Source organism: Prevotella sp. MA2016 (genome assembly GCF_000619825.1).
GTDB lineage: Bacteria > Bacteroidota > Bacteroidia > Bacteroidales > Bacteroidaceae > Prevotella.
This window is the reverse complement of record NZ_JHUW01000008.1, coordinates 111,947-137,440: the sequence shown is the minus strand read 5'-3', so window position 1 is coordinate 137,440 and position 25,494 is coordinate 111,947. Positions and strand designations below refer to the sequence as shown.

Sequence of the window (25,494 nt, the reverse complement as noted above, 5' to 3'; positions counted from 1 at the left end):
AGTTGTAACTTTGTCAGCTGATAATAGCAACTTAAAATATTACTTATATAATAATTAAAACGTATTAAATCTATGGCAAACAAAGAGAAACTCTTTACCGAGTTCGTAGCTCCGACAACCCAGGAATGGCTTGATAAGATTCAGGTTGATTTGAAGGGTGCCGACTTCCAGAAGCGCTTGGTATGGAGGACAAACGAGGGTTTTAACGTACAGCCCTTTTATCGCCGAGAAGATCTGGCTAACCTGAAAACACCAGACGCACTGCCTGGCGAATTTCCTTTCGTACGTGGCAATAAGAAGAATTCTAATGAGTGGTATGTTCGTCAGAATATTGAGGCCAGCGATGCTAAGGCTGCGAATGCCAAAGCGCTTGATATCCTGAATAAAGGTATCGACTCGCTGGGATTCCATATTCCAGGAAAGGCTGTGTCGATGGAGACAATCGAGACACTGCTTGAGGGTATTTATTGCGATATTATCGAGGTGAACTTCTCTACCTGTCAGCGCCACTCGCTCGAGTTGGCTGAGATTCTGAAAAGCTACTGGCAGAAGAAGGGCTATGATAAGGAGAAGATTGTGGGCTCGATAGAGTGGGACCCCATGAAGAAAATGCTCCTTAAGGGCAAGGATGTGTCGGCTGTGCTGGCTTTCGGGCCTAAGTTGGCTGAGTCGCTTAAGGAATATCCAAACTTCCGTGGCATCGCTGTTCATAGTGATGCACTCAACAATGCTGGAGCCTACATCGTTCAGGAGTTGGGCTATGCGCTGGCTTGGGGTAATGAGTATCTGCAGCAGCTGACGGATGCTGGCGTAGATGTTGACATCGCTGCCAAGAGTATCAAGTTTAATATGGGCGTCAGCGAGAACTACTTCATGGAGATTGCTAAGTTTCGTGCAGCCCGCCTGCTCTGGGCTCAGATAGTGAAGCAGTATGAGCCTAAGTGCGACTGTGCTTGCAAGATGATTGTCAACGCCACCACTTCTACCTATAATCAGACGCTTTTTGATAGTTATGTGAACCTGTTGCGTTCGCAGACTGAGGCTATGAGTGCTGCGCTGGGCAGTGTGCACTCGATGGTGGTGACCCCATTTGATGCACCTTACGAGGAGGCTACCGATTTCTCTGAGCGTATCGCTCGCAACCAGCAGCTGCTGATTAAGGAGGAGAGCCACTTCGACCGTATCGTCGATCCTTCTGCTGGCTCTTATTATATTGAGCATCTGACTGATGCACTGGCGCAGGAGGCTTGGAAGATATTCCTGAAGGTGGAAGAGGAAGGTGGCTTCCTGGCAGCTATCAAGGCTGGAACCATCCAGGATGATATCAACGCTACCAACATAAAGCGCCACGGCGATGCTGCCAAGCGCAAGGAGTTCCTGTTGGGCACCAACCAGTTCCCTAATTTCACTGAGAAGAGTGAGGGCAAGAAGGCTTATAAGCATCATTGCGGTTGTGGCGGCGTGCACCATCAGGGCGAGGAGAATGTTGCCTTTAAGGCTATCGAGACCACTCGTCTGGCTGCCGACTTCGAGAATCTGCGTATCCATACCGAGGAGACTAAGGTGCCTACAGCTTTCATGCTTACTATTGGTAATCTGGCCATGCGTCAGGCTCGTGCACAGTTCTCGTGCAACTTCCTGGCTTGTGCAGGCTATAAAGTGATTGATAACCTTGGATTCAAGACTGTTGAAGAGGGTGTAGATGCTGCGCTGGAGGCTAAGGCTGATATCGTGGTGATCTGTTCTTCTGACGACGAGTATGCCGAGTATGCTATCCCAGCCTTTAAGTATCTGAATGGTCGAGCCATGTTTGTTGTGGCTGGTGCACCTGCTTGCATGGAAGATCTGAAGGCCGCTGGCATCGAGAACTACATCCACGTGAAGTGCAATGTGCTCGAGACTTTGAAAGAATATAATCAGAAACTTGGTATTTAACGGAAAGGAGACTTGAATTATGCGTAAACAGTTTAAAGATATAGATATCTATGCAGGCATCAAGGCTCAAGATGGTGCCAAGTGGATTAAAGATAATGGTATTGAGGCCAACTGGAAAACCCCAGAACATATTGAGGTGCGCCCAGTTTATACTAAAGAAGACCTGGAAGGCATGGAGCACCTCGACTTTACGGCTGGTATTCCACCTTATCTGCGTGGTCCTTATTCGATGATGTACCCCTTCCGTCCATGGACCATCCGTCAGTATGCCGGATTCTCTACCGCCGAGGAGTCGAACGCTTTCTATCGTCGTAATCTGGCATCAGGTCAGAAAGGTCTGTCTGTAGCCTTCGACCTGCCTACACACCGTGGCTATGATCCGGATAATGCTCGTGTTGTGGGTGATGTAGGTAAGGCTGGCGTAAGTATCTGTAACGAGGAAAATATGAAGGTGCTCTTCAGTGGTATCCCCTTGAACAAGATGTCGGTTTCTATGACCATGAACGGTGCTGTGCTGCCTATCCTGGCATTCTACATCGTAGCCGGACTGGAGCAGGGCGCTCAGCTCGAAGAGATGGCAGGAACCATCCAGAACGATATCCTGAAGGAGTTCATGGTGCGTAACACTTATATCTATCCACCAGCATTCTCAATGAAGATTATCGCTGATATCTTCGAATATACTTCGCAGAAGATGCCTAAGTTCAACTCTATTTCTATCTCAGGCTATCACATGCAGGAGGCTGGTGCTACCGCTGATATTGAGCTGGCTTATACATTGGCTGATGGTATGGACTATCTGCGTACAGGTGTGAATGCCGGTATCGATGTGGATGCTTTTGCTCCCCGTCTCAGCTTCTTCTGGGCTATCGGCATGAACCACTTCATGGAGATAGCCAAGATGCGTGCAGGTCGCCTGCTGTGGGCTAAGATCGTGAAGAGTTTTGGTGCCAAGAATCCAAAGTCGCTGGCGCTGCGTACACACTCGCAGACCTCTGGTTGGAGTCTCACAGAGCAGGATCCATTCAACAATGTAGGTCGTACTTGTATTGAGGCGATGGCTGCTGTGCTGGGTCATACTCAGTCGCTGCACACCAATGCCCTCGACGAGGCTATTGCTTTGCCTACCGACTTCTCGGCTCGTATCGCCCGTAACACCCAGATCTATATTCAGAACGAGACGAAGGTGTGCAAGCAAATCGACCCATGGGCTGGCTCTTACTATGTGGAGACGCTGACCAACGAGCTTGTTCACAAGGCTTGGGAGCACATCCAGGAGATTGAGAAACTGGGTGGTATGGCTAAGGCCATCGAGACTGGTCTGCCCAAGATGCGTATCGAGGAGGCTGCAGCCCGTACTCAGGCCCGTATCGACTCAGGTGTGCAGACCATTGTGGGTACCAATAAGTATCGCCTTGAGCATGAGGATCCTATCGATATCCTCGAGGTGGACAACACCGCTGTGCGCAAGCAGCAGGAGGAGAGTCTGAAGGAGGTGCGCGGCAAGCGCGACGAAGCTGCATGCCAGGCAGCGCTGAAGGCTATCACAGAGTGTGTGCGCGACTTCCAGGAGGGGCGTAAGAGTGAGAACAATCTGCTCGACCTGGCAGTCAAGGCAGCCCAGCTGCGTTGTACGTTAGGTGAGATTTCAGATGCCTGCGAGGAGATCGTAGGTCGTTATAAAGCAGTAATCAGAACAATTTCAGGCGTGTATAGTTCAGAATCAAAGAACGATAGCGACTTCGAGTTGGCTTGCAAGCTGACTGATGAGTTCGCAGAGAAGGAAGGTCGCCGTCCTCGTATCTTCATTGCTAAGATGGGACAGGATGGACACGACCGTGGTGCAAAAGTAGTGGCAACAGGTTATGCCGACTGTGGCTTCGACGTGGATATGGGACCATTGTTCCAGACGCCTGCCGAGGCTGCCCGTGAGGCTGTAGAGAACGACGTGCATTGCGTTGGAGCCTCTTCGCTGGCAGCAGGTCACAAGACGCTGATACCTCAGCTTATCGAGGAACTCAAGAAACTGGGGCGTGAGGATATCATGGTTATTGCCGGTGGTGTAATCCCAGCTCAGGACTACGACTTCCTTTATAAAGCAGGTGTAGCTGCCATCTTCGGTCCAGGCACGTCGGTAGCTAAAGCTGCTGTAGAGATGATGAAAATCTTGCTTGACAAAGAAGATTGATATAAATGAAGAAAATCCCAGCCAGTTCGGCTGGGATTTCTTCTTTCTGTCTTTGCAATGTTTTACATGAATGAGTCGCGCTCGTTTATCTTATAAGCTTTGTTATCTCCCTTCACGTAGATTTGCAAATCACTGAAGTAACCTGTTTTCTGAATCTCGGCCAAGCTAATCTGTGCATCTTCTTCCTGTGGATATTCTTTTGCATTAGCAAGCTGGCCAGTGAACACAAGTTCTTTCTTTTCTGTATCCAGAACTGATATCCACTCATCCTTCAGTCGGTTTCCGATAACAAATTTCTGACTCATAATTGTTACTCTTTATATATTCGACTTGTAGTTTGTGATGCAAAGATACGTACTTTCTGTCAACTATGTACCGCCACACCCCCAAAAATGTTATGTAAACGTTTGAGTAAATAAAAAAAGTGAAATGATTTTGTTTGTTAAAAAAATAATGTGTATCTTTGCACAAAACAATCTAAAACAATTGAACGAATGAAAAAGATTTTAACTTACGTAATGAGCGCGCTCCTGCTTACTGGAGCTACATCTTTTGTGTTAACAGCCTGCACAAGGGCTAATGCCAACAATGACAATCCTGCACCGCAGGAGGTTGTTAGTTCCGAACTGATACGTACCAGCCAGAGTTGGGATGGGGTAGAGTTGCCCGACTATCTGCAGGGACGGCCTGAGTTGGTGGCTGTGAAGTATGTGTTTCCTGCCGGTAAGAAGTTAGGCTGGCATCACCATCCAGTGATGAACTATGGTGTGTTGGTACAAGGCGAGTTGACCATTATTGGTCAGGATGGCAAAGAGAAGACTGTGCATGAGGGCGAGGCAGTTGTTGAGATGGTGAATACCATCCATCATGGCGAGAATCGTGGCACTAAGCCCGTCATTCTCTACATGTTCTACCTCTCACAGAAAGATCTTCCCCTTGCTGTTCAGCATCCGGAGATACCGTTAGACTGATTTGGGCTCCGTTTCCGACACGAAGCAGGCCACCAAACCGTAGGTGATGGTGGGACGAATCCAGATTTCTGTAAGCAGATAGTCGGTATATTCGTTGATAGGCTCGATATAGATGTCGTAGTTGTAGAGGGCAGCTATGAGCATATCCACGATACATATCATCCACAGGTTGCGCTTGGTGTAGCTCTTCCAGTCTTTGCGAGCATAGAAGAATGTGAGCATGAGGAGGAGCAGCACCGAGAGCGTCAGGCAAACCAAGTGCAACCAATAGAAAGCCAATGGCGGTGGAAATAGAATGTCGCGCAGCAACACCGTGATGCCCACGCATATCGAGCACCAATAGTTGAACTGCTGAGGCTTAAGCCGATTGAAGAAGTACATTCCAATCATTGTCAGACAGGCTATGTAGAACAAGTTGAGCACTAGTTCGGGCCACGCCTCTTGCAGTCCGAAATGTCCGACACCATACAGCATCACTCCAACCGACACCATCCCCGCTATGGCAGTAATGCCAATATCTATAATTCTGGTTTTTTCTTTAAATCTTAGCATAGGCTATTCTTTTTTTTGCTTTTACGTTCATAAACGATACTGCAAATTTACGCATTATTTTTTTACTGACAAGGGAAAATAGGAAAAAGTGCAAGCCCAAGGGCTACACTGGATGTTACTGTTTGCAGGCCATTTTGGTCTGAACATCGAATAAGATGGGGTGAACGCCGAAAATGATTTTGAGCTTGCCACTATTCTTCATACCTTTGCACCGTAGAAAGGAAAAAATTACGGAATTTTAATAATAAAAAAGGTGCCGAGCAATTGCCCGGCACCTTCATTGTTTATTATTACATTTTGTCAAATTCTCCTTTCAACCATTCAAAGCGGGCATTAAGCCACTCTTTCATCGACTGAACCTCATTGTTATAGCTACCCCATACATCGTAATTAGGCCATGTTTGAGTGTAGAAAGTATGCCATTTATTATCGTTTTCTTGAACAGCATATTTCAGATAGGTAGCATTCGCGTTTATTACGCGCATAATGTCATTACGTTTGCTGTAAAAGAAGTCAAAGCGTTCCTTGACCTTTGCTACAAATGCAGGATCTTCAAAAAGGCGAGGAAACCATCCGTATTGTTTTACAAAAAAACCATCAGGCAAACCACATTCTAAATAATTACAATTTCCTAATGAAATATCAAAATCCCAAAGAGGTCCCATTTTTAGTTTCTTTCCTCGCGACATATTCATATATCCAGAATGTCTTGCACCATCTACATTTTTAATAATTTCGTTTATTAAATACCAATCGACAAAACTATTAATATCCAAATACTTTTGCCATCCATCATCAGGGTCTGTAAAGTTATCAGAATACAAAGCATTCTCCGACATCAGAACGTATTCTTTAATATAGTTAAAATTATCATCATCGTATTCAACATCTGGATCTTTAATATTAACCGATTTCTCCAAATGTGAAGTATAGAAAATTCTAGAATCACTTTCTTCTGGGGCATAAGCGTCTATTTCTAGCAAGAAACCGTCATCGCCTACATTGACTCTGTCCTTGCTAATTTTTAATTTTTCACAAAGAAGGTATGTTCCATTATACATTCCATTCAAAATAAGTTCAACGAAGTGAGATTTTGGTGTATAATCAAGATTACTAATATGTCCTAAATAAAAAGATATACTATTACGCATCATTGATTTGTCGCCATAATTAGCTAGTAACACCCACGATTTATCTTTAGGTTCATTAAGTAATGAGACTTTTTTATCAAATTTCAGTGCGTATGGTTTTTTGGGGAAATTTCTCCATGTTGTATTTCCTCTTCCTTTGATATTTACACTATCAATCAATACATCGCCGACGCCACGCGTTGTAACATTTTCTTGAAGTTTAAAACTCGCTTTCAGATAGTTCTCTTTCGATGTTATGTCTTGTCTGCCTTCTGTTTCTATCCACATAACAGGCAGGCCTGTATATGAATGTACGTATATGGTATAGTCTTTCGACTTGCCACCATTGATGAGAGTCATCTTTACTGGTTTTTTAAAGTCGTGTTTCAACGAACCGATAGTGGCAGGTACATCATCGAACATGATGCTCTCGCCTGTAAACTCAACCAAAGGTATCAGTTCTTTATCGCTCATGATGTTTGGTACCCTGCATTCTACAACGCTATCGCCAATAATCTCACCTTTTACATCTGCAGTTAGCTGCATAGGATTGTCGTTGGCCATAATTGAGAATGAAAGCAACTTGAGATTGAAAAGTGCGAACTTCAAAGAACTACCATCTCGCATAACAAACGTAACATAGTCATTGTCCTTATCCTTATCAATTGTGCTTAACACACTTGAACCAACTTTAAGCGAGGTGTTGTCTGAGAACACGATTTCCCATCCCCCGTTGTTGTCTAATTGATTTATTTGCTCAACTAATTTGCCTCTGTCGTGAGCTAATTGCAATTCTTTAACTGCCGATTCAAGGTTGTCAAGTCGTTTTTCTACGTCGTCAAGACTCGTACAAGACAACGCAACCATTGTAAAGACGAAACAGAATAATAATACTTTCTTCATATTATTGATTGTTCTAAAGTCTTGGAGCCCCCCTACCAAGGAATTCTAAATTAAATTTGTTTATGTACATAATATAATAAAGTGTGGGTAGCTGACCTGCTACTCGCCTCTCTCGCCTCAAGCATCAAAGAACAAAGTCAGGTAATCACCTTATCTATCATATAGTTTTCACACATTTATAGCTGCTTGCACCCCGTTTAAGAAGTGTTAGCGTGGCAAAGATAATAATAATCCCCTAAAAATCCAAATATTTGGGCAAAAAAATACGAGAAAACATATTTTTTTATAAAAAATGTTATAATATTATCCTTCATAAGGATATAAGCTTGTAAGGACGATTATTCTGATTTGATTTGTGTGGTAGAGAGAATTTCGACCCTGTGAAGCCTTTGGCCAAGAACGTCGCTAGTGTAGTTGCAGGCTATAATGTATCTACATTGTACTACACGCAGATATACTAAATTGAAGTTGCCGAGCGATTGCCCGGCAACTTTTAGTTTAATTTATTGCATTACATTTCTCTCCCCCTCCCAGGGTCCCGTTTTTACTTGAAACGCCTGTGTTTATACGGCATTTAGTACGGGAGGCTACCACAATCTACCCTCCCGTTTAGGCTCCCGTTTGCCCTCCCGCTTAGTTTTCCGTTGGTAATAGTACTTTAACTAAAATCGTTAAGCTACAGGTTTCGGAAGTTTACGCCTATGTAAGTACTCCAGTACGCCTATTGGAGCACTCCAGTGCGCCTACTAAAGTACTCCAGTACGCCTACTAAAGTACTCCAGTACGCCAATGAAGTACTGGGGTACCGACTGTAGGGGAGGGTAAACGGGAGGGTAGACGGGAGGGTGAAATCAAGTACCCTCCCGTGTTCAAACCCGCATAAACACAGATGTTTCAAGTAAAAACGGGACCCTGGGAGGGGAGTACTGCCAAATTATATCGTGCCTGCATGTTAATCAGCAGCTCTGGATTAATGCCAAGTGCGGCTTCCACCATGAGTGCAAAGTCTGTAGATACAGGATGCTTACCATTCAGTATTTCTTTCAGTTGTATATTTTTGCAGCAGTAATCAATTTCTTTTCAGCTTGATGGTTTTGCCGGTGATGGGACCGTACCATGTCATCTCTTTGTCGGTAATCTTCTTGACTATTGCTGACCAAGGCATATTGTCGATGATCATTACCAGTTTGTTGTCTTCCCACTTATAGGTTCCATCGGCCTGTTCGTCGCCTTGCACATTGGTAAAACTGCCGATTTTCTTTTTCATACTTGAAAAATTTAGTTTGAAGGTTAAAAGCACAATGGCCGTCTGCCTGAAGCAGAACGGCCATTGATAGTTATTTAAAAATCGGAGTGTATCAGATTTTTTACTCACCCTTTATGGCTGCTACGCCTGGGAGAACCTTACCCTCGATGGCCTCGAGCAGAGCACCACCACCAGTTGAGATGTAAGATACCTGGTCGGCCAGACCGAACTTGTTTACACAAGCTACAGAGTCGCCACCACCAATCAGAGAGAATGCACCATTCTTGGTAGCCTCAGCGATAGCGTCGCCGATGGCACGTGAACCAGCGGTGAAGGCGTCGCACTCGAATACACCGGCAGGACCGTTCCACAGGATGGTCTTAGCACCCTTGATAGCCTCGGCAAATGCCTTCTGGCTCTCAGGACCAGCGTCAACACCCTCGAAACCAGCAGGAACCTTGTTGGCAGGGCAGTTGATGATCTCAGCACCATCCTTAACAGTCATTGTACCGAAGTCGAGACCGTTGGTAGCTGTGCAGTCAGAACCCAGAACGAGCTCTACACCATTCTTCTTAGCCAGCTCCTCAACACCCAGAGCTACATCCAGCTTGTCGAGCTCTACGATAGAGTCGCCAATCTCACCGTTGTGAGCCTTAGCGAAGGTGTAGGTCATACCACCGCAGAGGATGAGCTTATCAACCTTACCGAGCAGGTTCTCGATGATACCAATCTTAGAAGATACCTTAGAACCACCCATGATGGCAACGAAAGGACGCTTGATGTTAGACAGTACGGCGTCAACAGCCTGTACCTCCTTCTCCATCAGCAGGCCCAGCATCTTGTTGTCAGCGTCGAAGTAGTCGGCGATAACAGCTGTAGAAGCGTGCTTGCGGTGAGCTGTACCGAAGGCATCCATTACGTAGCAGTCTGCATAAGAAGCCAGAGTCTTAGCAAACTCCTTCTGGCTGGCCTTCATAGCCTTCTTAGCCTCGTCGTACTCAGGAGTACCCTTCTCTACACCTACGGGCTTACCCTCTTCCTCAGGATAGAAGCGCAGGTTCTCAAGCAGCAGAGCCTCACCCATCTTCAGAGCCTTGGCAGCGTCGGCAGCCTTAGCGCAGTCGGGAGCGAAAGCAACGGGAACACCCAGTGCCTTCTCAACAGCCTCGCGGATCTGACCCAGAGACTTCTTAGCATCTACCTTACCTTTGGGCTTACCCATGTGGCTCATGATGATGGTAGCACCACCGTCGGCCAGAATCTTCTTCAGGGTAGGCAGGGCACCGCGGATACGGGTGTCGTCTGTGATCTTACCATTCTCATCGAGGGGTACGTTGAAGTCTACACGTACGATTGCCTTCTTACCGGCAAAGTTGAATTCGTTGATAGTCATAATCTTAATATTATTAATAATGTTAAATACTTCTCTTCAAAACGATTGCAAAGTTACTAAAATTCATTGAACATTAAACACTGAACATTGAATATTTAAATCTTTTTTGCGTATAAATATTGATAATGTAAGGCGGAGTTTGCAAATATCAGCCAAACAATGCACGCAGGGCTTCTTCTACCTTTCGAACAGGGTGTAAATGGATTGAATATTTATTCTTGTCGAAGCCCTGTAGGTTGTATTTTGGGATGATCATATCCGTAAATCCCAGCTTCTCAGCCTCGGCTATGCGCTGCTCGATACGGTTGATGGGGCGCACCTCGCCACTCAGTCCCACTTCGCCTGCCATGCACCAGCCTGACTCGATTGGGGTGTCAACATTCGATGACAATACTGCTGCGATAACGGATAAGTCCATCGCTAAATCCGTAACTCGCAGTCCGCCAGCGATATTTACAAACACATCTTTCTGCGCCAGCTTGAAGCCTACACGCTTCTCGAGCACAGCCAGCAGCATGTTCAATCGGCGCTGATCGAAGCCAGTGGCCGAACGCTGAGGTGTGCCGTAAGCTGCTGTAGATACCAGAGCTTGTGTTTCAACCAAGAAAGGACGGATACCTTCGATGGCAGATGTGATAGCAATACCTGAAAGTCCGTCGCGATCCTGTGTTAGCAACAGTTCGGATGGGTTTGACACCTGTCGTAAACCGCTCTGCTGCATCTCGTAGATGCCCAGTTCGGCTGTAGAACCAAAGCGGTTCTTGATGCTGCGCAGAATACGATACATATAATGCTGGTCGCCTTCAAACTGGATGACGGTATCCACGATGTGCTCCAGAATCTTAGGGCCGGCCAGTGTGCCTTCTTTGGTGATGTGGCCAATCAGGATAACGGGCACACCGCTGATCTTTGCAAAACGGAGTAGGGCAGAGGCGCATTCGCGAACCTGAGCGATAGAGCCCGCACTAGATTCTACATCCTCAGTAGATATCGTCTGTATAGAGTCGATAACGAGCATTTCTGGCTGAACCTCCTTAATATGGTCAAAAATACTCTCGAGTGAGTTTTCTGTCAGCAACAGGAAATTATCGTTTTCACCCCCAAGACGCTCAGCACGCATCTTCAGCTGGTGGGCGCTCTCCTCGCCACTCACGTAGAGAATCTTCTTCTCAGGCATGTTGAGCATGGTTTGGAGCGAGAGTGTGGATTTTCCGATACCAGGTTCGCCACCCAGCAGTACTATGCTACCTGGCACCAAGCCGCCTCCAAGCACGCGGTTCAGCTCAGCATCGTGCATGTCGATACGCGGATCGTCCTTCGAACTGATATCGCGAAGACGTAATACCTTGCCTGCATGAAGAGCTGACGACTGGGCTGTAGCACCAGCATGCAGTCCACCCTTGCTCATAACCGACTTAGTAGGTGAACTGGCAGCAATCTTTATTTCCTTAAAAGTGTTCCATTGGCCGCAGGCCGGGCATTTGCCCACCCACTTTGGCGACTCTTGGCCGCAGTTGGAACATACGTATGCTGTTTTATCTTTTGCCATAATGGCAGCAAAGGTACAATAAATAATTGATAATTGATAATTGATAATTGATATTTTGAAAAAAAAGTTGTAACTTTGCAGGCGATATGAAGAAATTAGTTATTGGATTCATAGCTCTTCTGGTGCTCGCTGCGTGTGGGCAATCGTACGAAGAGACCAAACGCCTCTCACGCGAGCAGCGATTAAGACTATGGCGTGAGGATTCGGCTGCACTCAAGATAGCAGTAATGCCTACACTTGATTGCCTGCCAGTATTTGTGGCCAAAGAGCGCCAGATGTTTGACTCGGTTGTAGATATCCGCCTGAAGCGATTCAATGCACAGATGGATGTTGACACCGCCCTTATTAACGGGCGTGTAGAAGGAGCTATCACCGATCTGGTGAGAGCAGAGAAAATGATGAAAGAGGGCACATCCCTTCGCTATGCTGCTGCTACCAACGCCTATTGGCTTATGTTGAGTCAGCGACAGCTGCGTATCACCAACTTTAAGCATCTGGACGACAAGATGCTGGCCATGACCCGCTATTCGGTTACCGACCTGTTGGGTGATTTGGCTGTTGAAAGTGCCAAACTGGCTCCAGAACGTGTGTTCCGTATTCAGATTAACGATGTGAATATCCGTTTGAAGATGCTTGAGAACAACGAGATGGATGCCGTACTGTTGACTGAGCCACAAGCCAGTCAGGCCTTGATGAAGAAACACTACGTGATGCTTGATACACGCAAGATAGACATGCAGATGGGCGCACTTGTGTTCCGTACCAAAGGTATGAGCGACAAGACGCGACAGCAACAAATGCAGGTGTTTATGAAAGGTTACAAGCAGGCTTGCGACTCTATCAACCGCTTTGGAGTGACTCATTATAAAGAGGTGCTGCAGAAGTATTATGGCATGACTGAGCAAACCATTAAAGCCTTGCCTGATTCGCTGAAGTTTACTTACGAGGCAACGAGACAGAAGGATATTGACCGTGCCAAAAACTGGCTTGAAAAAAAGAAGTGACGCATGAACGATATGAATTTAGACATGGTGTTTGGGCACCTTGCGAATAGAGACCTGTTGTGTGCAATCAAAGAGATGGAAGACTATCTATTGGTACACCCACATCAGGTGAACTCAGATAGGCTTTATACCATCAAGGCTGATTATCAGATGATGATAGACTATTGGCGCAAAGGTTTCAAAGATCCACAGTTGCCCAAACTAAACGATAAACTGCTGCATCGCATGTATGTGCTGGCTGCTAATGTGGCCACCAATGCCAAGGTACTGAAATCGCCCTTGCTGGCTTCGCTTTTCATGAAAGTGAATATGAGCACTCGCGACTGGGCAGTATCGGTGATCAGAGAGCAGCTCGAGGCGTTTGTTTCGGATATAGCTTTGCTGGAATTGGAACCTCCTCATATCGTGGCTGAACGCAGAAAGGCGCTCCATCAGCAGCACTTCCAACTGATAAGTGAGGTGTTCGCACGCATACTTACTTCCGACTTATGGACAGAAGGTCAAGGTGAAGAGATTGAACAACTGTTACTGTCGCCTACTATCGACAGTATCGACCAGCAACTCATTGTGAGCGCCATGACATTGGCCTCTGTGGGCTGCTATGACATGGTGAAGTTTCGCACATTGATACACGTATATCAGCAGGCTACCGATGAATATGTGCGACAAAGAGCTCTGGTAGGGTGGGTGTTTGCCATCAACAACGATCTGGAGGAGGCGCTCTATCCAGAGATGCGTGCTTTGGTGACGCAAACTCTCGAGAATCCGAAGTGTATGAAAGAACTGGTGGAACTACAGAAACAGATATTTTATTGTCTGGGTGCTGAGGATGATCGCCATACGATAGAGCAGGAGATACTGCCTGATTTAATCAAGAATCAGCAGAACATCACCCGTACCGGTTTCATAGATCAGGATGAAGAGAGCGTGCTGAACGACATTCTGCATCCTAATGCCGAAGAGGAAAATCTGGAAAGACTTGAAAGCAGTTTCCGTAGAATGGTTGACATGCAGAAGCAAGGCAGCGATATCTATTTCGGCGGCTTCTCGCAGATGAAGCGATTTTCCTTTTTCAACGAAATATCCAACTGGTTCATTCCCTTCTATATGGACCATCCTGGCATAGCTGCATCTCGTGAGAAATTCAAAAAAATAAAGTTCCTGACTAACATCATGGAGAATGGCCCCTTCTGCGATAGTGATAAATATTCGTTTATGCTGGCCTTTGATGTGGTGCTGAATCAGATTCCAGATAATGTGCGCCAGATGCTGGATCGTGGAGAAGCTATGATGATGCATCAGGTGGAAAAATCAGAAATGTCAACACCTGCCTATATTCGTAGAATCTATCTGCAGGATCTGTTCAGATTCTTCCGCTTGCATCCCGTCTGCAATGAGTTTGTTTCCATCTTTTCAAAGAGTGGTACTTATAATACCCTGTTCATGAGGGCTCCGATATTTGATGATACCGATATCCAGACGCATTTCATGGAGGTGATAAGGTTCCTGCTCAAGCGCAAGCGTAAGGGGGATGCCCAAAAACTGCTGGATGTAATCTCTAACGAGAAACTTTTCGATTACGATTACTACATGCTGAAGGGGTATCTTGACAGCGATTCTATGGAGGCCTATCAGAAAGCACTAGAGCTGAATCCAAAGAGCGAACGCGCACTATTGGCTTTGGCCAAAATGCATTTTAAGCAGGAAGAATACAGCCTGGCCCTTGAAGCATACGGAAAATTGCTGGAACTGAATCCCGACAAGAAGTCGTATCAGCTCAACAAGGCAGTGTGTCTCACCAATCTGTATCGTTATGATGAGGCTGAGCAGATATTGTACCGTCTGAGCTTTGAGGATGCTGACGATTTGAATGTGACTCGCGTCTTGGCGTGGGCACTTACAGGCGATGGTAAATATGACCAGGCTGGCCGACTGTATGAACAGCTGCTGGAACAGGAGAAACCTGCCGATACAGACCGTATCAACTATGCCTTCTGCCTTTGGTTCTCCAATAAGATAGACGAGGCTGCTAGCATTTTCCGTGCCTATTTGATGAAAGCTTCGCCTAAAGGTGACAGGTGGAGTGATCTCCTGCAGATTCTTGACAAAGAACGTCAGTTAATAGAGAAAAAAGGCATCACTTCTGAGGAAATGCGGATGATGATTGACTGGATTGATGTTTACGGCCTTTGATGGTACATCTCTCTGACAACCAGGTGCCTAGCAAGGGGATGCCAACGCCTGCAATGGTGTAAAGAATCCAAAAGGCATCTTCTTGCGAATGTTCGTGTACCACCATGTGGCATCCTATCTGTCGTATGTCCAGACCATAGTACCAGATCTTTATGAGACTTACCACTTTGTAAGCAATAATGTGGAAGATAAAGATGTAGAGTGTATGGTCGCCTGTATATACCAGAAAGCGTTTTATCCAGTTTTCTTTTCTGTCGAGTAGCATGCTGATATTATACGTCATCAGGAATCCTAATAATGCTGGCACTGGCAGAGACAGGAACTGAACGAAACTTGATCTCCAGTTCATATTGGCTGTGAGGTATTGCGAGAAAAGGTAAACTGCAATGCCAAACACCACGCTAGACCATATAACAGCATAGTTACGCTTGATAATAGCCTGATAGCTATCGGCATATTGCTTGAAAATGAAACCGCATCCGAAAAAGAAACAGCCCATCATGTCGCGATAGCCACCTTGAACAAGGGTTATCACCTTCAAACCTTCATAGGTTTTCCATCCGCATAATAATAGCATGATGACGCAGATGAGATATGGAATGGCCTTCTTGAATCGAGCTGACGATATACGGCTGTCTAACAGCTTATATATAATAAGGTATAAGATGCTGGCTACAAACAATCCACGGAAAAACCAGAATGCACCACAGAGGAAAGCATCATAGCCTCCCATGGCAGTTATTATATTCCATAAACATTGCTGCATTTGGTGCCAGCTATAGGGATGGGTAACGCCTCCCAACTCATTGCCATAAGTCTCGTTCAGGATGCCTATCTTGAACATCAGGTTGTGGAGTATGAGGAAAACTACGCTCCATTTTACGAATGGGAAGTAGAGGCCCTTTATGCGTTTCTTGATGAACGTGCTCTCATCATTCAGGTATTTTACCGAAAAGAAATAGCCTGCTGTGATAAAAAACAAGGGCATGTGAAACTCGAAGATAAATTTGCATAGCCACGCAGGTGCTTCGGCATGAGCTATCACCATCAGAATGATGGCAATACCTTTACAGATGGATATGACAGTATTTCTATTCATGAGCTATTTTACATAAATGGGGTGAACAACTGAGCAAACCATCCGCGGAACTTCTGCCAGCCAGTGCGGAATTTGTCCCACTCCTCTGGGGTGAGCAGTATGCTCTTCTTTGTGTCTCTCATAAACATATCCTGCAACTCCTGAGTGACCTGCTTGTTGATAATCAGCGCATTCACTTCGTAATCGTATCGCAGACTGCGCGCATCAAGGTTGGTACTGCCTACAGTACAGAAACGGCCATCTACCATCATAATTTTGGAGTGGTGAAATCCGGGCTGGTAAAGCCAAATATTAGCGCCTTTCTTCATGAGCTTGTGTACATTGTAGAATACTGCATCGGGAGTAAGCGGGATATCACTTTTGGCAGATACCAGAATGTCAACCTTCACTCCACGTTTGATAGCCCGATGGATGGCTTTCTTAACTGATGGAGTGAGCGTAAAATAAGGATTGATAATCTTGATGGAATCCTGTGCATCGTCGAGGGCAGAGATGTAAAACTGGCGCATGATCTTGTTGGTCTTATTGGGCTCACGATTGGCTATGCCCACCATCTTGTTGCCCTTTTCTGTGCCTTGGTAATACTTCGCATCCTGCAGTTTCTCCTTGGTAACTTTCTGCCAGATACGCGCAAAGATTTCCTGTAGCTCATTTACGACAGGACCTTCTATGCGGCAGTGCATGTCGCGCCATTCGCCCACCTGCTTGGTGCCTACGATATAATAGTCGGCCACGTTCATGCCGCCAGTATAAGCGATGTGCCCATCAATGACTACAATCTTACGGTGATCGCGAGGCCAGATATGATTTACCCATGGAAAACGAACTGGGTCGAACTCATGGATGTCGATGCTATCGTTGCGCAGACTGCGAATGTGGTGTTTCTTCAATGGCTGGTTGTTTGAGTCATTACCAAATCCGTCAAAGAGCGCGCGCACCTCTACACCCTCCTTGCGCTTCTCGCGTAGGATATCGAATAATAGCGATGCTATCGAATCGTTGCGGAAGTTGAAATACTCAAGGTGTACACTACTCTTGGCCTTACGAATGTCGTCGAACAAAAGGGCAAACTTATCTTTGCCCGACATGATTAGCTGTACTTCGTTGCAGGGGGAGAAGTTAATACCTACACTTTTCATTTGGCTCACTATCAGCGAGTCGCTAGTCTGAGCTTTTCCAGTAAGAGAAATCAGCAGGAATAGCATGATTGCTATTCCTGACTGATGTTTGTTGCTTAGTATCATTTACGATGTTTCAATCTGTATTCGAGTGGCGTCATGCCGAACTTCTCCTTAAATATGTTGATAAAGTTCTCGGCAGTCATGAATCCGATATTTGATGCCAACTCACTCATATTAATATTAGTACGCTTCAGCAGAATACAAGCGTGTTTTAAGCGCATGTCTCTTACGAGCTCTGCAGGCGTCTTGTTTGTTAAACTACGCACACGGTGGAAGAATGGTACGCGACCCATTCCCATGGCATTGGCCATCTCCTCCAAGCTGATCTGTCCACGGCTCATGTTCTGTAGTACGTATTGCTCGATGTTCTTCAGTAACTGCTGGTCCATCGCATCTACCATTGAGAAGTCGTTGCCGCCGCCTTCTTCGTCGTCATCAAAGCCCTTGATGCCTTCTGGTAGATTGTTCGAAACAACCTGGCTGCGAGGATTCTTAACCACAGTATCTACTTTGTTCATTGGGTCGTCAGCGCTCACCTCAGTCAGAGCTGTTGTCTCAATTTCGCCTGCATTCATCGTTTCGGTAGCTGTAGTCATACTGCTGCTTTGACCCTCTAATCGGCGTGTTTCTGCACCTTCAATCAGGTTGCTGTCCATTTGAACGGCACCCAGACCCAGTACTTTGTTGAAGCGGGTGGTGGCCTCTTGCATATTGAATGGCTTAGCTAAATAGTCATCGGCGCTGAGAGTGATGTTCTTCGAACGCATATCCTGAGGTGTCAATATGGTATCGGTCATCAGGATAAACTTCATGTTCTGAGTGATATAGTTGGTCTTCAACTGGTTGCACAAGTCGCTACCAGTCATACCAAACATATCCTGCTTACATACAACCAAATCACACTTCATCTGCTCCAAGTCTTCTGCAGCCTTCTCTATGTCATTGTATACATGGAAATTGTACACAAATCTCAATCTGGCAGCTGCAAACTCCAGGAATTCCTCGTTGTCATCAATCATGATAACAGTAAACTTGGATGTAGGCGAATCAATAGCAGCACGTGAGTGGGTAGATTCTGATGTAAGAACTTCACTGGCAATTTCTGGCAGCTCAATTTCACCCTTGCTATTTATTGTCAGTCTATCCTGAACCAAGTTCTTAGCTCTTTCTTCAGGATGCTCAAGATTCATCTGCATGTCAGCCACACGGGTGATAATCTGCAACATCTGCGAGTGGAGGGCATTGAGCTGTTCTTTCTCTTCGAGTGTCTTCTCCTTTTCCGACAGATTGCCAATGATAGAAGTCATTCGGGCCATTGGCTGACGCAAATCGTCACTTGCTGCCTTAATCTCTTCACGTTGCAACTGCAGTTCCTTAATGACAGCCTCTTTCCTGTGTTTGATGGCTTTCAGCTGGTTCAGACCTATACGCCAGAAGTAGATAATGACAGCTAGTACGATGATATAAGCAGTGATCATCCACCACGACAGCAAGAAATGACGTTCTACATTTATCTCCAGCACGCGCTCTTGGTTGCTTACTGCTCCCTCGGCATTGATAGCCTTTACGTGCAGATAGTATTTGCCCGCACTCAGGTTATTGAAGGTAACTCCATGCGACAAAGCGTCTCCATGATGCCAGTCCTCGTCCTTACCTTCCATCCAATACATAAACTGCAGGCGCTCGCTCTGGTTGTAGTTGCCAGCTGCAAATTTGATGGTGAATGTGTTCTGGCTGTGGCTCAAGTCTATACGACTAGTCTCATTAAGTGCCTGACTCAGAATCACCTTTCCATGGTACTCGTGACCCGTAAGAACTTCTTCTTCACCAATAAAAAGCTGTGTAAGCATAACACGTGGCAACTCCTCCTTTTCAGCGCCAGCCCTGTGTAAAACCCAGTTCACACCATATAGTCCACCTAGCAGAACTTCGCCATCATGTTTTGTGAGAATAGAGCCTGTATTAAACTCGTTGCTCTGTAAACCATCTGCTGTGCTATAGTTGTAAAGTCCATAGTTGTTAACACCATCTTCGTGGTTACGCTGGATGACAATACGGCTTACACCACGGCTGGTGGTTACCCAGATGCAATGATTCTTATCTTCTGCAATACCGCAGATGTTGTTGTTGCATAATCCCTGCTTCTCTGTCAGATAGTCAAGCTCATCGGTTTCCAAATTCAGAATGTTCAAGCCCTCACGCGTACCAACCCAGATGAGTCCACGAGAATCCTGGAATATCTGTGTGATGTAATTGTTGGTAAAACTCTTTAGATTTGTACTGTTTCCAGTATATATCTTTTTTTCTGTAGTAGAAAGGTTTAGGATAATCAAACCTTCACTGGTTCCTACCAACAAGTTATTGGCATTGCCATCTTGTTTGTAGAAAAGGCAAGTAATACTGTTTGTACTTAGCTTTCCATTCTCGCGGGTGTAACTTGAGAATGAGTTCATTCTTGGATTATACACCTGAAGTCCGCCATTGGTGGCTATCCACAGGTTGCCAATCTTATCTGTGGTAAGAGCATTGATATGATCGTCAATGATAGTGCGAACGCTGTCTTTTGCCACCGAGTAGATGGTTGATACTCCATCCTTGATACGTGTGAGACCATTGCGCTTGGAGCCAATCCAAATGCTACCATCGGGCGTGTTGCCCATGCATGAGACTTTCAGACTGGCCAGTTTGCCATCAAAGCCTATCACACCTCTGTCGCTTGTTCCATACCAGATACTGCCATCGGCATGCTGAGCCATAGCGGTAATATCTCCTTTTAAGTCAGAACCAAAACGATAGATATATTTTCCAGTATAGGCTACGCCAGATTTTTCAGTTCCAACCCAAAGCAAGCCAGTGTCGTCAAGGTAAATACTCTGTATGCTGATGTTGTCCTTAATCCATTGCTTGTCGTTGATGTTTCGCGGCTGAACTGATTCGTATTCTTCGTAGTTGTTGGGGTTGAAGCGGATAAGGCCAAGCTGGTCGCTACCTACCCAGATACTACCCTCGCTACCTGCCATACCGTTGATGTTACGATCTACGCCCAAGCCTGTCACGCCAAGTTTCTGGCCCATCGTATAGTCCCAAATTCCCTTTTGCTTGTCGAGCATCACCAATGTACCTTGTCCATACAACCAGATATTGTCGTTGACATCGGCAAAAGCGTGGAGAGATTTGGTGCGATGGTCTTTCAGGGCTGGGATTCCTTCTTTCACCCAAACCGTGCTTTGCTGGTGCATGACATCGCAGCAGGCAATCTTTCCATCGTCGTAAACAATCAAGGCGCCTTCTTTACATTCGCTGATAGAGCATACTACACCTTGTGGTACACCTTTTGAGTCGTCGGTATAGCCAAATTCGTGTAGTGTTTGTTGTTGCTGGTTATAGCATACTACGCCTTTGTTGGGTATTGCTCCCCAAAGATTTTTATGCTTATCAACATATACCACCGAAGGAATAGTCTCAATACCCATACGAGCGAAAGCTTGTTTCATATCTCGTTCGAAACTCTCTGTTTGTGGGTGGTATATGCAATAGCCTGAAGCGGTTTCGATGAGCAGATTGCCATCGAGTGTTTCTTGGATGGAGTTGATATAACTATCACTTAATGAACTGCCATTTTGCGAATCGCTTTGGAAATTGCGGAAATGGTAGCCATCAAAGCGGTATAAGCCTGCTGGTGTACCAAACCACATATAACCTCGTGAATCTTTTAATATACAGTTTACTTGGCTGGATGTCAGACCGTCTCTGGCTTCCAGTGTCTTAAACAGATAGTCGGCCACCACAGCTAATGGTATGGTGAGCAGTAACACAAGTAATAGTTTTTTTATCGTTCTCATAACATACAAGAATAATGATCAACAACGCCCAATAAATGATTATCGCCATCGGTCACTAATACCGAGTGTACTTTATACTTGTTCATGATGCGTTGAATCTCTGTAATCTTTGTTTCGGGTTTTACCATCTTAGGCGTCCGCGTCATAATGTCGCTGACAGTGCGGTCAAAGAATTGTGCCTGCCATTTTTCCATAGCACGGCGTATATCACCATCAGTAATGAGGCCTACAATCTTGTCGTCCACCATGGCAATACCAAGACCTAACTTGGCTTTGCTGACTAAGATAATGGCTTCGCCAAGATGCATCTCTGGTGGCAATACAGGCATGTCTTCTGTTCGCATTACATCCTGAGCTGTTGTTAATAAGCGCTTGCCTAGTTCACCGCCAGGATGGAACTGGGCAAAGTCGCGAGGCTGGAAATTTCTTTTCTCCATCAGAGCAATAGCCAGGGCATCACCCATCGTGAGTTGAGCGGTGGTGCTACTTGTTGGAGCTAGGTTCAGGGGGCATGCCTCTTTCTCAACCTGTACGTTTAAGTGGTAGGTTGAGTATTTGGCCAGTAGTGATTTAGGGTTGCCACTCATGCCGATGATAGGAATCTGCATGTGTAATACCATTGGTATGAAACGTAGCAATTCGTCTGTCTGTCCCGAATTGGATATAGCGAGTACTACGTCATCTTGTGTCATCACACCTAAATCACCATGGAACACGTCCAGTGGATTGGTGAAAAATGAAGGAGTACCAGTGCTTGATAACGTTGCGGCAATTTTTGCACCAATATGGCCACTTTTGCCCACACCTGTTACGATAACTTTGCCTTTGCAGTTCAGAATCAGTTCCACTGCATGGTCAAAGTTTTCATCCAATTGCGGAATGAGGCTTAATACAGCTTCCGCTTCATCCTTTATGCATTGTATAGCGATATCTCTTATTGTCTTCATTATGCTAATAGTTTTTGTACTAGACTCTCGAGTTTGTCGAGCTCTAACATGTTGGCGGCATCGCTAAGGCCTTGATCAGGAGTAGGGTGTACTTCGAAGAAATAACCGGTAGCACCAAATGCTTTGGCTGCCAGGGCCATTTGAGGAACGAAACGACGGTCGCCTCCTGTTTTGCCGTTACTTCCACCAGGGCGCTGGACACTATGGGTACAGTCCATAATAACTGTGGGGACTATCTCCAACATATCGGGGATATTGCGGAAATCAACCACCAAATTGTTGTAACCCATCATATTGCCGCGCTCAGTTAACCAGACTTCTTTGGCGCCTGCATCTTTAGCCTTGCCAACTGGATAGACCATGTCTTTTCCTGACAAGAATTGGGCTTTTTTGATGTTTACTATTGCACCTGTTCTTGCTGCAGCTACAATCAAGTCTGTCTGGCGACACAGAAAGGCTGGGATTTGTATGACGTCGCATACTTCGCCAACAGGTTGTGCCTGCCAACTCTCATGGATGTCTGTAAGTATGCGTAATCCGTATTTTGATTTGATGTCAGCCAACATTTGCAGACCGCGATCAATACCAGGACCTCGAAATGAGGTGATAGAAGTACGGTTAGCCTTATCAAACGATGCTTTGAAAATAATATCTGTGCCATGCTTTTTGTTGATACTCAACAATTTCTTTGCTACCGTGTCAAGCAGTTCTGCCGACTCGATAACACATGGACCTGCTATAATAGTTGTCATGTTGCTCATAATTTATGCTGCAAAAATACGCATTTTCTATAAATTTGCCAAATTATTTATAAAATAATTCAGTTTTACTGTGGATTTTGTATGATATGTATATCTCGCTGAGGGAATGGTATAGAGATATTATGTTCATTCAGCGTATTATAGATGCATTTTAACATGTCGCTGACAACAACCGAACGCTTGGGAGCCTCGGTCCATACTGTCAACTTGAAATTCACGCTGGAATCTGCCATCTCGGATACAACTACCTTTGCCTGTTTCTCGGGATCAAGATACTGATGGTGCATGCTGTTTACTGCTTCTTCAATCATGTTAGTTACCTCCTTAAGGTTCGCGCCATATGCAACTCCGAATGGAACAACTGCCAAAACGTAACCGTGGTTGCGTGTCAGATTTTTGTAATTCTTGGTAAACAATTGTGCGTTTTGGAATGTAATAACTTCCCCCAAAATGGATTCCACCACTGTTGAAGTGTAACTGATTGATACTACCTTACCCATAGTGCCGTCTACGTCAATCCAGTCGCCAACTTTGATACGACCAGCCATCAGCGAGGCGCCATAGTAAATATTCTCAATGATATCCTTCGAAGCGAAACCAATACCGGTTGACAAACCTCCCGATATGGCTAGCAACCACGCAAGGCTGATGTTTAATAACGACAGTGAAAACATGAGCCACATACCCCATACCAACACTTGAATGACATTCCGACCCATGACTTCTTTGCTGGCAGCTGTAGATGGGTCGCTGATTTCATAATGCATTCGGAGAAATGACAATATCGTTTTTGAAATGTAGCGGAAAATAAACCATGTGGTGACCACCATGGTGAGCTTGGCAATGGATACCTTGAGGTTTTCTAAATCGATGACGTTGTACATAAATATGCGCATGCACATATCCGTAAGATTGAAGACCTTGGCTGCCCAATAAACACTTAGCATGATAGAGTGAACACCCATAACAGGGATTATCACTTTCTCTATCAAATAGTAAGCCCATGTCTTTGTTATTGGTTTGACTGTCAAACGTTTACGCTTTGCATATATCTCTAGGTAACGACTGATGCAAGTGATGGTTAGGATACACGTGAGCTGCATAATCCACCATATAATGAGTTGCACAGCAAATAGTGTGTAGCCTGCCATAGAACATATGACGGATGCTACGAAAACAATTAATGATACGTAAGTGTAAAAGATGTCGCTACGTGGAATATTCTGATTGTGTCGCCTGATGACGCTCCATTGCCATAGGGCGCTTAATAGTAATACTGGTGGCAATGTTAAGTTGACCAACTCGTTGGGGATGAGTATAATGCGGCATCCTATGACAATAAATCCTATCGCTATCAGTGGCGCATATATACGGAAGGCACTCTTGATCTGATCGCCTTTAACGCGTAGTAGCAGAGATATGAGGATGACAGCCAATAGCCATGAATACTCTACAAGCAGATTTGATGCCATGATCAGAAAGTTTTGACTGGAGTTGTTGATTACCAGACCCTGAATGATGGCAAAGGTAATTGTAGTAGTGGCCATGATAATGCATAAGCGCTTTTTCCTGAACTCCTCGGTCTTGATTCTACTTGGAAGTAAGAATTTAAAAAATAATAAATTGAGTATGATGGCGACAATAACATAAAAGATGATACCAAGGAACATGCCGAATATCCATTGCGGACTCCATTGCGAGTTGGCATTGGCATTAAAACTATACTTCTTACGCAGGTTGTCGCTAACTTGTTGCCAGCGTCGGCCTATGTTCTTTAGTAGGGTAGGGTAACTGTCACCGCCATTAATGAAAATATTCTGCTGTATGTCGGTATAGCGCTTGTGTGCATATTCGTTTAACTCACTCAGGCGGTTCTCTGCTTTGTTGTAAAGATATATGTTGCGTCTCAGAGTACTGGCATTGTCTTCCAGCTTGTTGCGAATACTACGTGCTAATACAAGGCATGAATCGCGATTTTTTGCGCCATAATTTGTCATCATACGTGTAGGTATTCCTTGTAGGTGGTTTACCAAACTGTCGTACCTGGCAATTTCACTTTCAGTCTTTTCTAAGAAACTTGTGAAAGGTAGCTGCTGACGATGGAAATCACGATATTGTTGAGTAGCTTCGTGGCAAGCATAAGTTAAGTCGAACACATTGTCTTGCTGCTGCGAGTATAACATCAACGCATTCTGATCTGCTCGTTTCATTGTCGACATAAGTTGCTGTATGAGTCGTTTTGTGCGATCTCTGCGTACACTTGAACGACGGTCCAACTCGTTATTGTATTGCTTTAACTCTGTGCGCAATATTCCCAACGTCTGTTCCAAATCCTTCTCTTTCAGTACAGCACTGGCGTCTAGTACAAAGGCCAGAGCGAAAAAACAGAATGCCAATAATCTTTTCATATTCGGTAAAATGCTCATTAATTTGTTTGCAAATATACTGTTTTTTTCTTTATTTTCTGCATATTCTCCTTTTTTTTATTACTTTTGCACCAAAATCAATTGTTTTATATAATTTGTTTAGTTATGATTCTCATTGCCGATAGTGGTAGTACAAAGACCGATTGGGTTTGCATAGACGCAGATAACATGACG

17 protein-coding genes and 1 pseudogene are annotated in these 25,494 nt (G+C 45.1%); 5 read left to right on the top strand and 13 right to left on the bottom strand.

Annotated features, from left to right (window positions below; all coding sequences use genetic code 11):
• Positions 1-72 precede the first annotated feature (72 nt).
• Entirely contained in the window at positions 73-1,935 is a 1,863-nt protein-coding gene (gene mutA / locus T360_RS0104880; protein WP_028911779.1) for a methylmalonyl-CoA mutase small subunit, read from the top strand.
• A 19-nt stretch (positions 1,936-1,954) separates the two neighbouring features.
• Positions 1,955-4,123 (top strand): methylmalonyl-CoA mutase, encoded by a 2,169-nt coding sequence (scpA, locus tag T360_RS0104875; protein ID WP_028911778.1) that lies wholly within the window; start codon positions 1,955-1,957, stop codon positions 4,121-4,123.
• A gap of 62 nt (positions 4,124-4,185) precedes the next feature.
• Here the strand turns inward: scpA and T360_RS0104870 are convergent, their stop codons facing one another.
• Positions 4,186-4,428: a hypothetical protein gene (locus T360_RS0104870; protein WP_028911777.1), complete on the bottom strand. Its 243-nt coding sequence runs from the start codon at positions 4,426-4,428 to the stop codon at positions 4,186-4,188.
• Between the two features lie 189 nt (positions 4,429-4,617).
• Between T360_RS0104870 and T360_RS0104865 the strand changes: the two genes are divergently transcribed.
• The gene (locus T360_RS0104865; RefSeq protein ID WP_028911776.1) at positions 4,618-5,094 is read left to right on the top strand and encodes a cupin domain-containing protein; all 477 of its coding nucleotides are present in this window, start codon (positions 4,618-4,620) and stop codon (positions 5,092-5,094) included.
• Here the strand turns inward: T360_RS0104865 and T360_RS0104860 are convergent.
• The 6 genes and pseudogenes from T360_RS0104860 to radA form a co-directional block, all read right to left on the bottom strand.
• Positions 5,086-5,646, bottom strand: a complete 561-nt coding sequence (locus tag T360_RS0104860) for a hypothetical protein (protein WP_155949384.1) — start codon at positions 5,644-5,646, stop codon at positions 5,086-5,088. The two genes, T360_RS0104865 and T360_RS0104860, sit on opposite strands and share 9 nt — an antisense overlap.
• A 290-nt stretch (positions 5,647-5,936) precedes the next feature.
• Complete coding sequence (locus T360_RS0104850; protein ID WP_028911774.1) at positions 5,937-7,679, bottom strand: CotH kinase family protein; 1,743 nt, start codon at positions 7,677-7,679, stop codon at positions 5,937-5,939.
• 924 nt (positions 7,680-8,603) lie between these two features.
• Positions 8,604-8,726 (bottom strand): annotated as a pseudogene (locus T360_RS16500) (transcriptional regulator); the annotation flags it as partial.
• 22 nt (positions 8,727-8,748) lie between these two features.
• Positions 8,749-8,946, bottom strand: a complete 198-nt coding sequence (locus tag T360_RS0104840; protein ID WP_028911773.1) for a hypothetical protein — start codon at positions 8,944-8,946, stop codon at positions 8,749-8,751.
• A gap of 100 nt (positions 8,947-9,046) precedes the next feature.
• Positions 9,047-10,318 carry a phosphoglycerate kinase gene (gene pgk / locus T360_RS0104835; RefSeq protein ID WP_028911772.1) on the bottom strand — a complete coding sequence of 424 codons (1,272 nt, stop codon included), beginning with the start codon at positions 10,316-10,318 and terminating at the stop codon, positions 9,047-9,049.
• Positions 10,319-10,466: 148 nt separating this feature from the next.
• Positions 10,467-11,867: a DNA repair protein RadA gene (radA, locus tag T360_RS0104830; protein ID WP_028911771.1), complete on the bottom strand. Its 1,401-nt coding sequence runs from the start codon at positions 11,865-11,867 to the stop codon at positions 10,467-10,469.
• An 86-nt stretch (positions 11,868-11,953) separates the two neighbouring features.
• On the opposite strand from radA, the gene T360_RS0104825 reads away from it, so the two are divergent.
• The gene (locus T360_RS0104825; protein WP_028911770.1) at positions 11,954-12,871 is read left to right on the top strand and encodes an ABC transporter substrate-binding protein; all 918 of its coding nucleotides are present in this window, start codon (positions 11,954-11,956) and stop codon (positions 12,869-12,871) included.
• A gap of 12 nt (positions 12,872-12,883) precedes the next feature.
• Positions 12,884-15,064, top strand: coding sequence for a tetratricopeptide repeat protein (locus T360_RS0104820; protein WP_197019267.1), 2,181 nt, complete (start codon positions 12,884-12,886; stop codon positions 15,062-15,064).
• On the opposite strand, the gene T360_RS15700 is transcribed toward T360_RS0104820, so the two are convergent.
• From T360_RS15700 to T360_RS0104790, 6 genes are all read right to left on the bottom strand, one after another.
• On the bottom strand, positions 15,009-16,163 hold the full coding sequence (locus T360_RS15700) for an acyltransferase family protein (protein ID WP_051523372.1): 1,155 nt from the start codon (positions 16,161-16,163) through the stop codon (positions 15,009-15,011). The genes T360_RS0104820 and T360_RS15700 overlap by 56 nt on opposite strands.
• Before the next feature lie 8 nt (positions 16,164-16,171).
• Positions 16,172-17,407, bottom strand: a complete 1,236-nt coding sequence (locus T360_RS0104810) for a phosphatidylserine/phosphatidylglycerophosphate/cardiolipin synthase family protein (protein WP_028911768.1) — start codon at positions 17,405-17,407, stop codon at positions 16,172-16,174.
• Positions 17,404-21,186, bottom strand: a complete 3,783-nt coding sequence (locus tag T360_RS0104805; protein WP_036928885.1) for an AraC family transcriptional regulator — start codon at positions 21,184-21,186, stop codon at positions 17,404-17,406. The genes T360_RS0104810 and T360_RS0104805 overlap by 4 nt, the downstream gene beginning before the upstream one ends.
• Positions 21,183-22,133 carry an SIS domain-containing protein gene (locus tag T360_RS0104800; RefSeq protein WP_028911766.1) on the bottom strand — a complete coding sequence of 317 codons (951 nt, stop codon included), beginning with the start codon at positions 22,131-22,133 and terminating at the stop codon, positions 21,183-21,185. The genes T360_RS0104805 and T360_RS0104800 overlap by 4 nt, the downstream gene beginning before the upstream one ends.
• Entirely contained in the window at positions 22,133-22,885 is a 753-nt protein-coding gene (gene kdsA, locus T360_RS0104795) for a 3-deoxy-8-phosphooctulonate synthase (protein ID WP_036928968.1), read from the bottom strand. Before kdsA ends, T360_RS0104800 begins: the two co-directional genes overlap by 1 nt.
• Before the next feature lie 74 nt (positions 22,886-22,959).
• Positions 22,960-25,302: a mechanosensitive ion channel family protein gene (locus T360_RS0104790; protein WP_028911764.1), complete on the bottom strand. Its 2,343-nt coding sequence runs from the start codon at positions 25,300-25,302 to the stop codon at positions 22,960-22,962.
• Between the last annotated feature and the right edge of the window lie 192 nt (positions 25,303-25,494).

Excerpts from the sequence above, each read along its gene's own strand:
- mutA (WP_028911779.1), top strand. The coding sequence starts at position 73 with ATGGCAAACAAAGAGAAACTCTTTACCGAGTTCGTAGCTCCGACAACC.
- scpA (WP_028911778.1), top strand. The coding sequence starts at position 1,955 with ATGCGTAAACAGTTTAAAGATATAGATATCTATGCAGGCATCAAGGCT.
- T360_RS0104870 (WP_028911777.1), bottom strand. The coding sequence starts at position 4,428 with ATGAGTCAGAAATTTGTTATCGGAAACCGACTGAAGGATGAGTGGATA.
- T360_RS0104865 (WP_028911776.1), top strand. The coding sequence starts at position 4,618 with ATGAAAAAGATTTTAACTTACGTAATGAGCGCGCTCCTGCTTACTGGA.
- T360_RS0104860 (WP_155949384.1), bottom strand. The coding sequence starts at position 5,646 with ATGCTAAGATTTAAAGAAAAAACCAGAATTATAGATATTGGCATTACT.
- T360_RS0104850 (WP_028911774.1), bottom strand. The coding sequence starts at position 7,679 with ATGAAGAAAGTATTATTATTCTGTTTCGTCTTTACAATGGTTGCGTTG.
- T360_RS0104840 (WP_028911773.1), bottom strand. The coding sequence starts at position 8,946 with ATGAAAAAGAAAATCGGCAGTTTTACCAATGTGCAAGGCGACGAACAG.
- pgk (WP_028911772.1), bottom strand. The coding sequence starts at position 10,318 with ATGACTATCAACGAATTCAACTTTGCCGGTAAGAAGGCAATCGTACGT.
- radA (WP_028911771.1), bottom strand. The coding sequence starts at position 11,867 with ATGGCAAAAGATAAAACAGCATACGTATGTTCCAACTGCGGCCAAGAG.
- T360_RS0104825 (WP_028911770.1), top strand. The coding sequence starts at position 11,954 with ATGAAGAAATTAGTTATTGGATTCATAGCTCTTCTGGTGCTCGCTGCG.
- T360_RS0104820 (WP_197019267.1), top strand. The coding sequence starts at position 12,884 with ATGAATTTAGACATGGTGTTTGGGCACCTTGCGAATAGAGACCTGTTG.
- T360_RS15700 (WP_051523372.1), bottom strand. The coding sequence starts at position 16,163 with ATGAATAGAAATACTGTCATATCCATCTGTAAAGGTATTGCCATCATT.
- T360_RS0104810 (WP_028911768.1), bottom strand. The coding sequence starts at position 17,407 with ATGATACTAAGCAACAAACATCAGTCAGGAATAGCAATCATGCTATTC.
- T360_RS0104805 (WP_036928885.1), bottom strand. The coding sequence starts at position 21,186 with ATGAGAACGATAAAAAAACTATTACTTGTGTTACTGCTCACCATACCA.
- T360_RS0104800 (WP_028911766.1), bottom strand. The coding sequence starts at position 22,133 with ATGAAGACAATAAGAGATATCGCTATACAATGCATAAAGGATGAAGCG.
- kdsA (WP_036928968.1), bottom strand. The coding sequence starts at position 22,885 with ATGACAACTATTATAGCAGGTCCATGTGTTATCGAGTCGGCAGAACTG.
- T360_RS0104790 (WP_028911764.1), bottom strand. The coding sequence starts at position 25,302 with ATGAAAAGATTATTGGCATTCTGTTTTTTCGCTCTGGCCTTTGTACTA.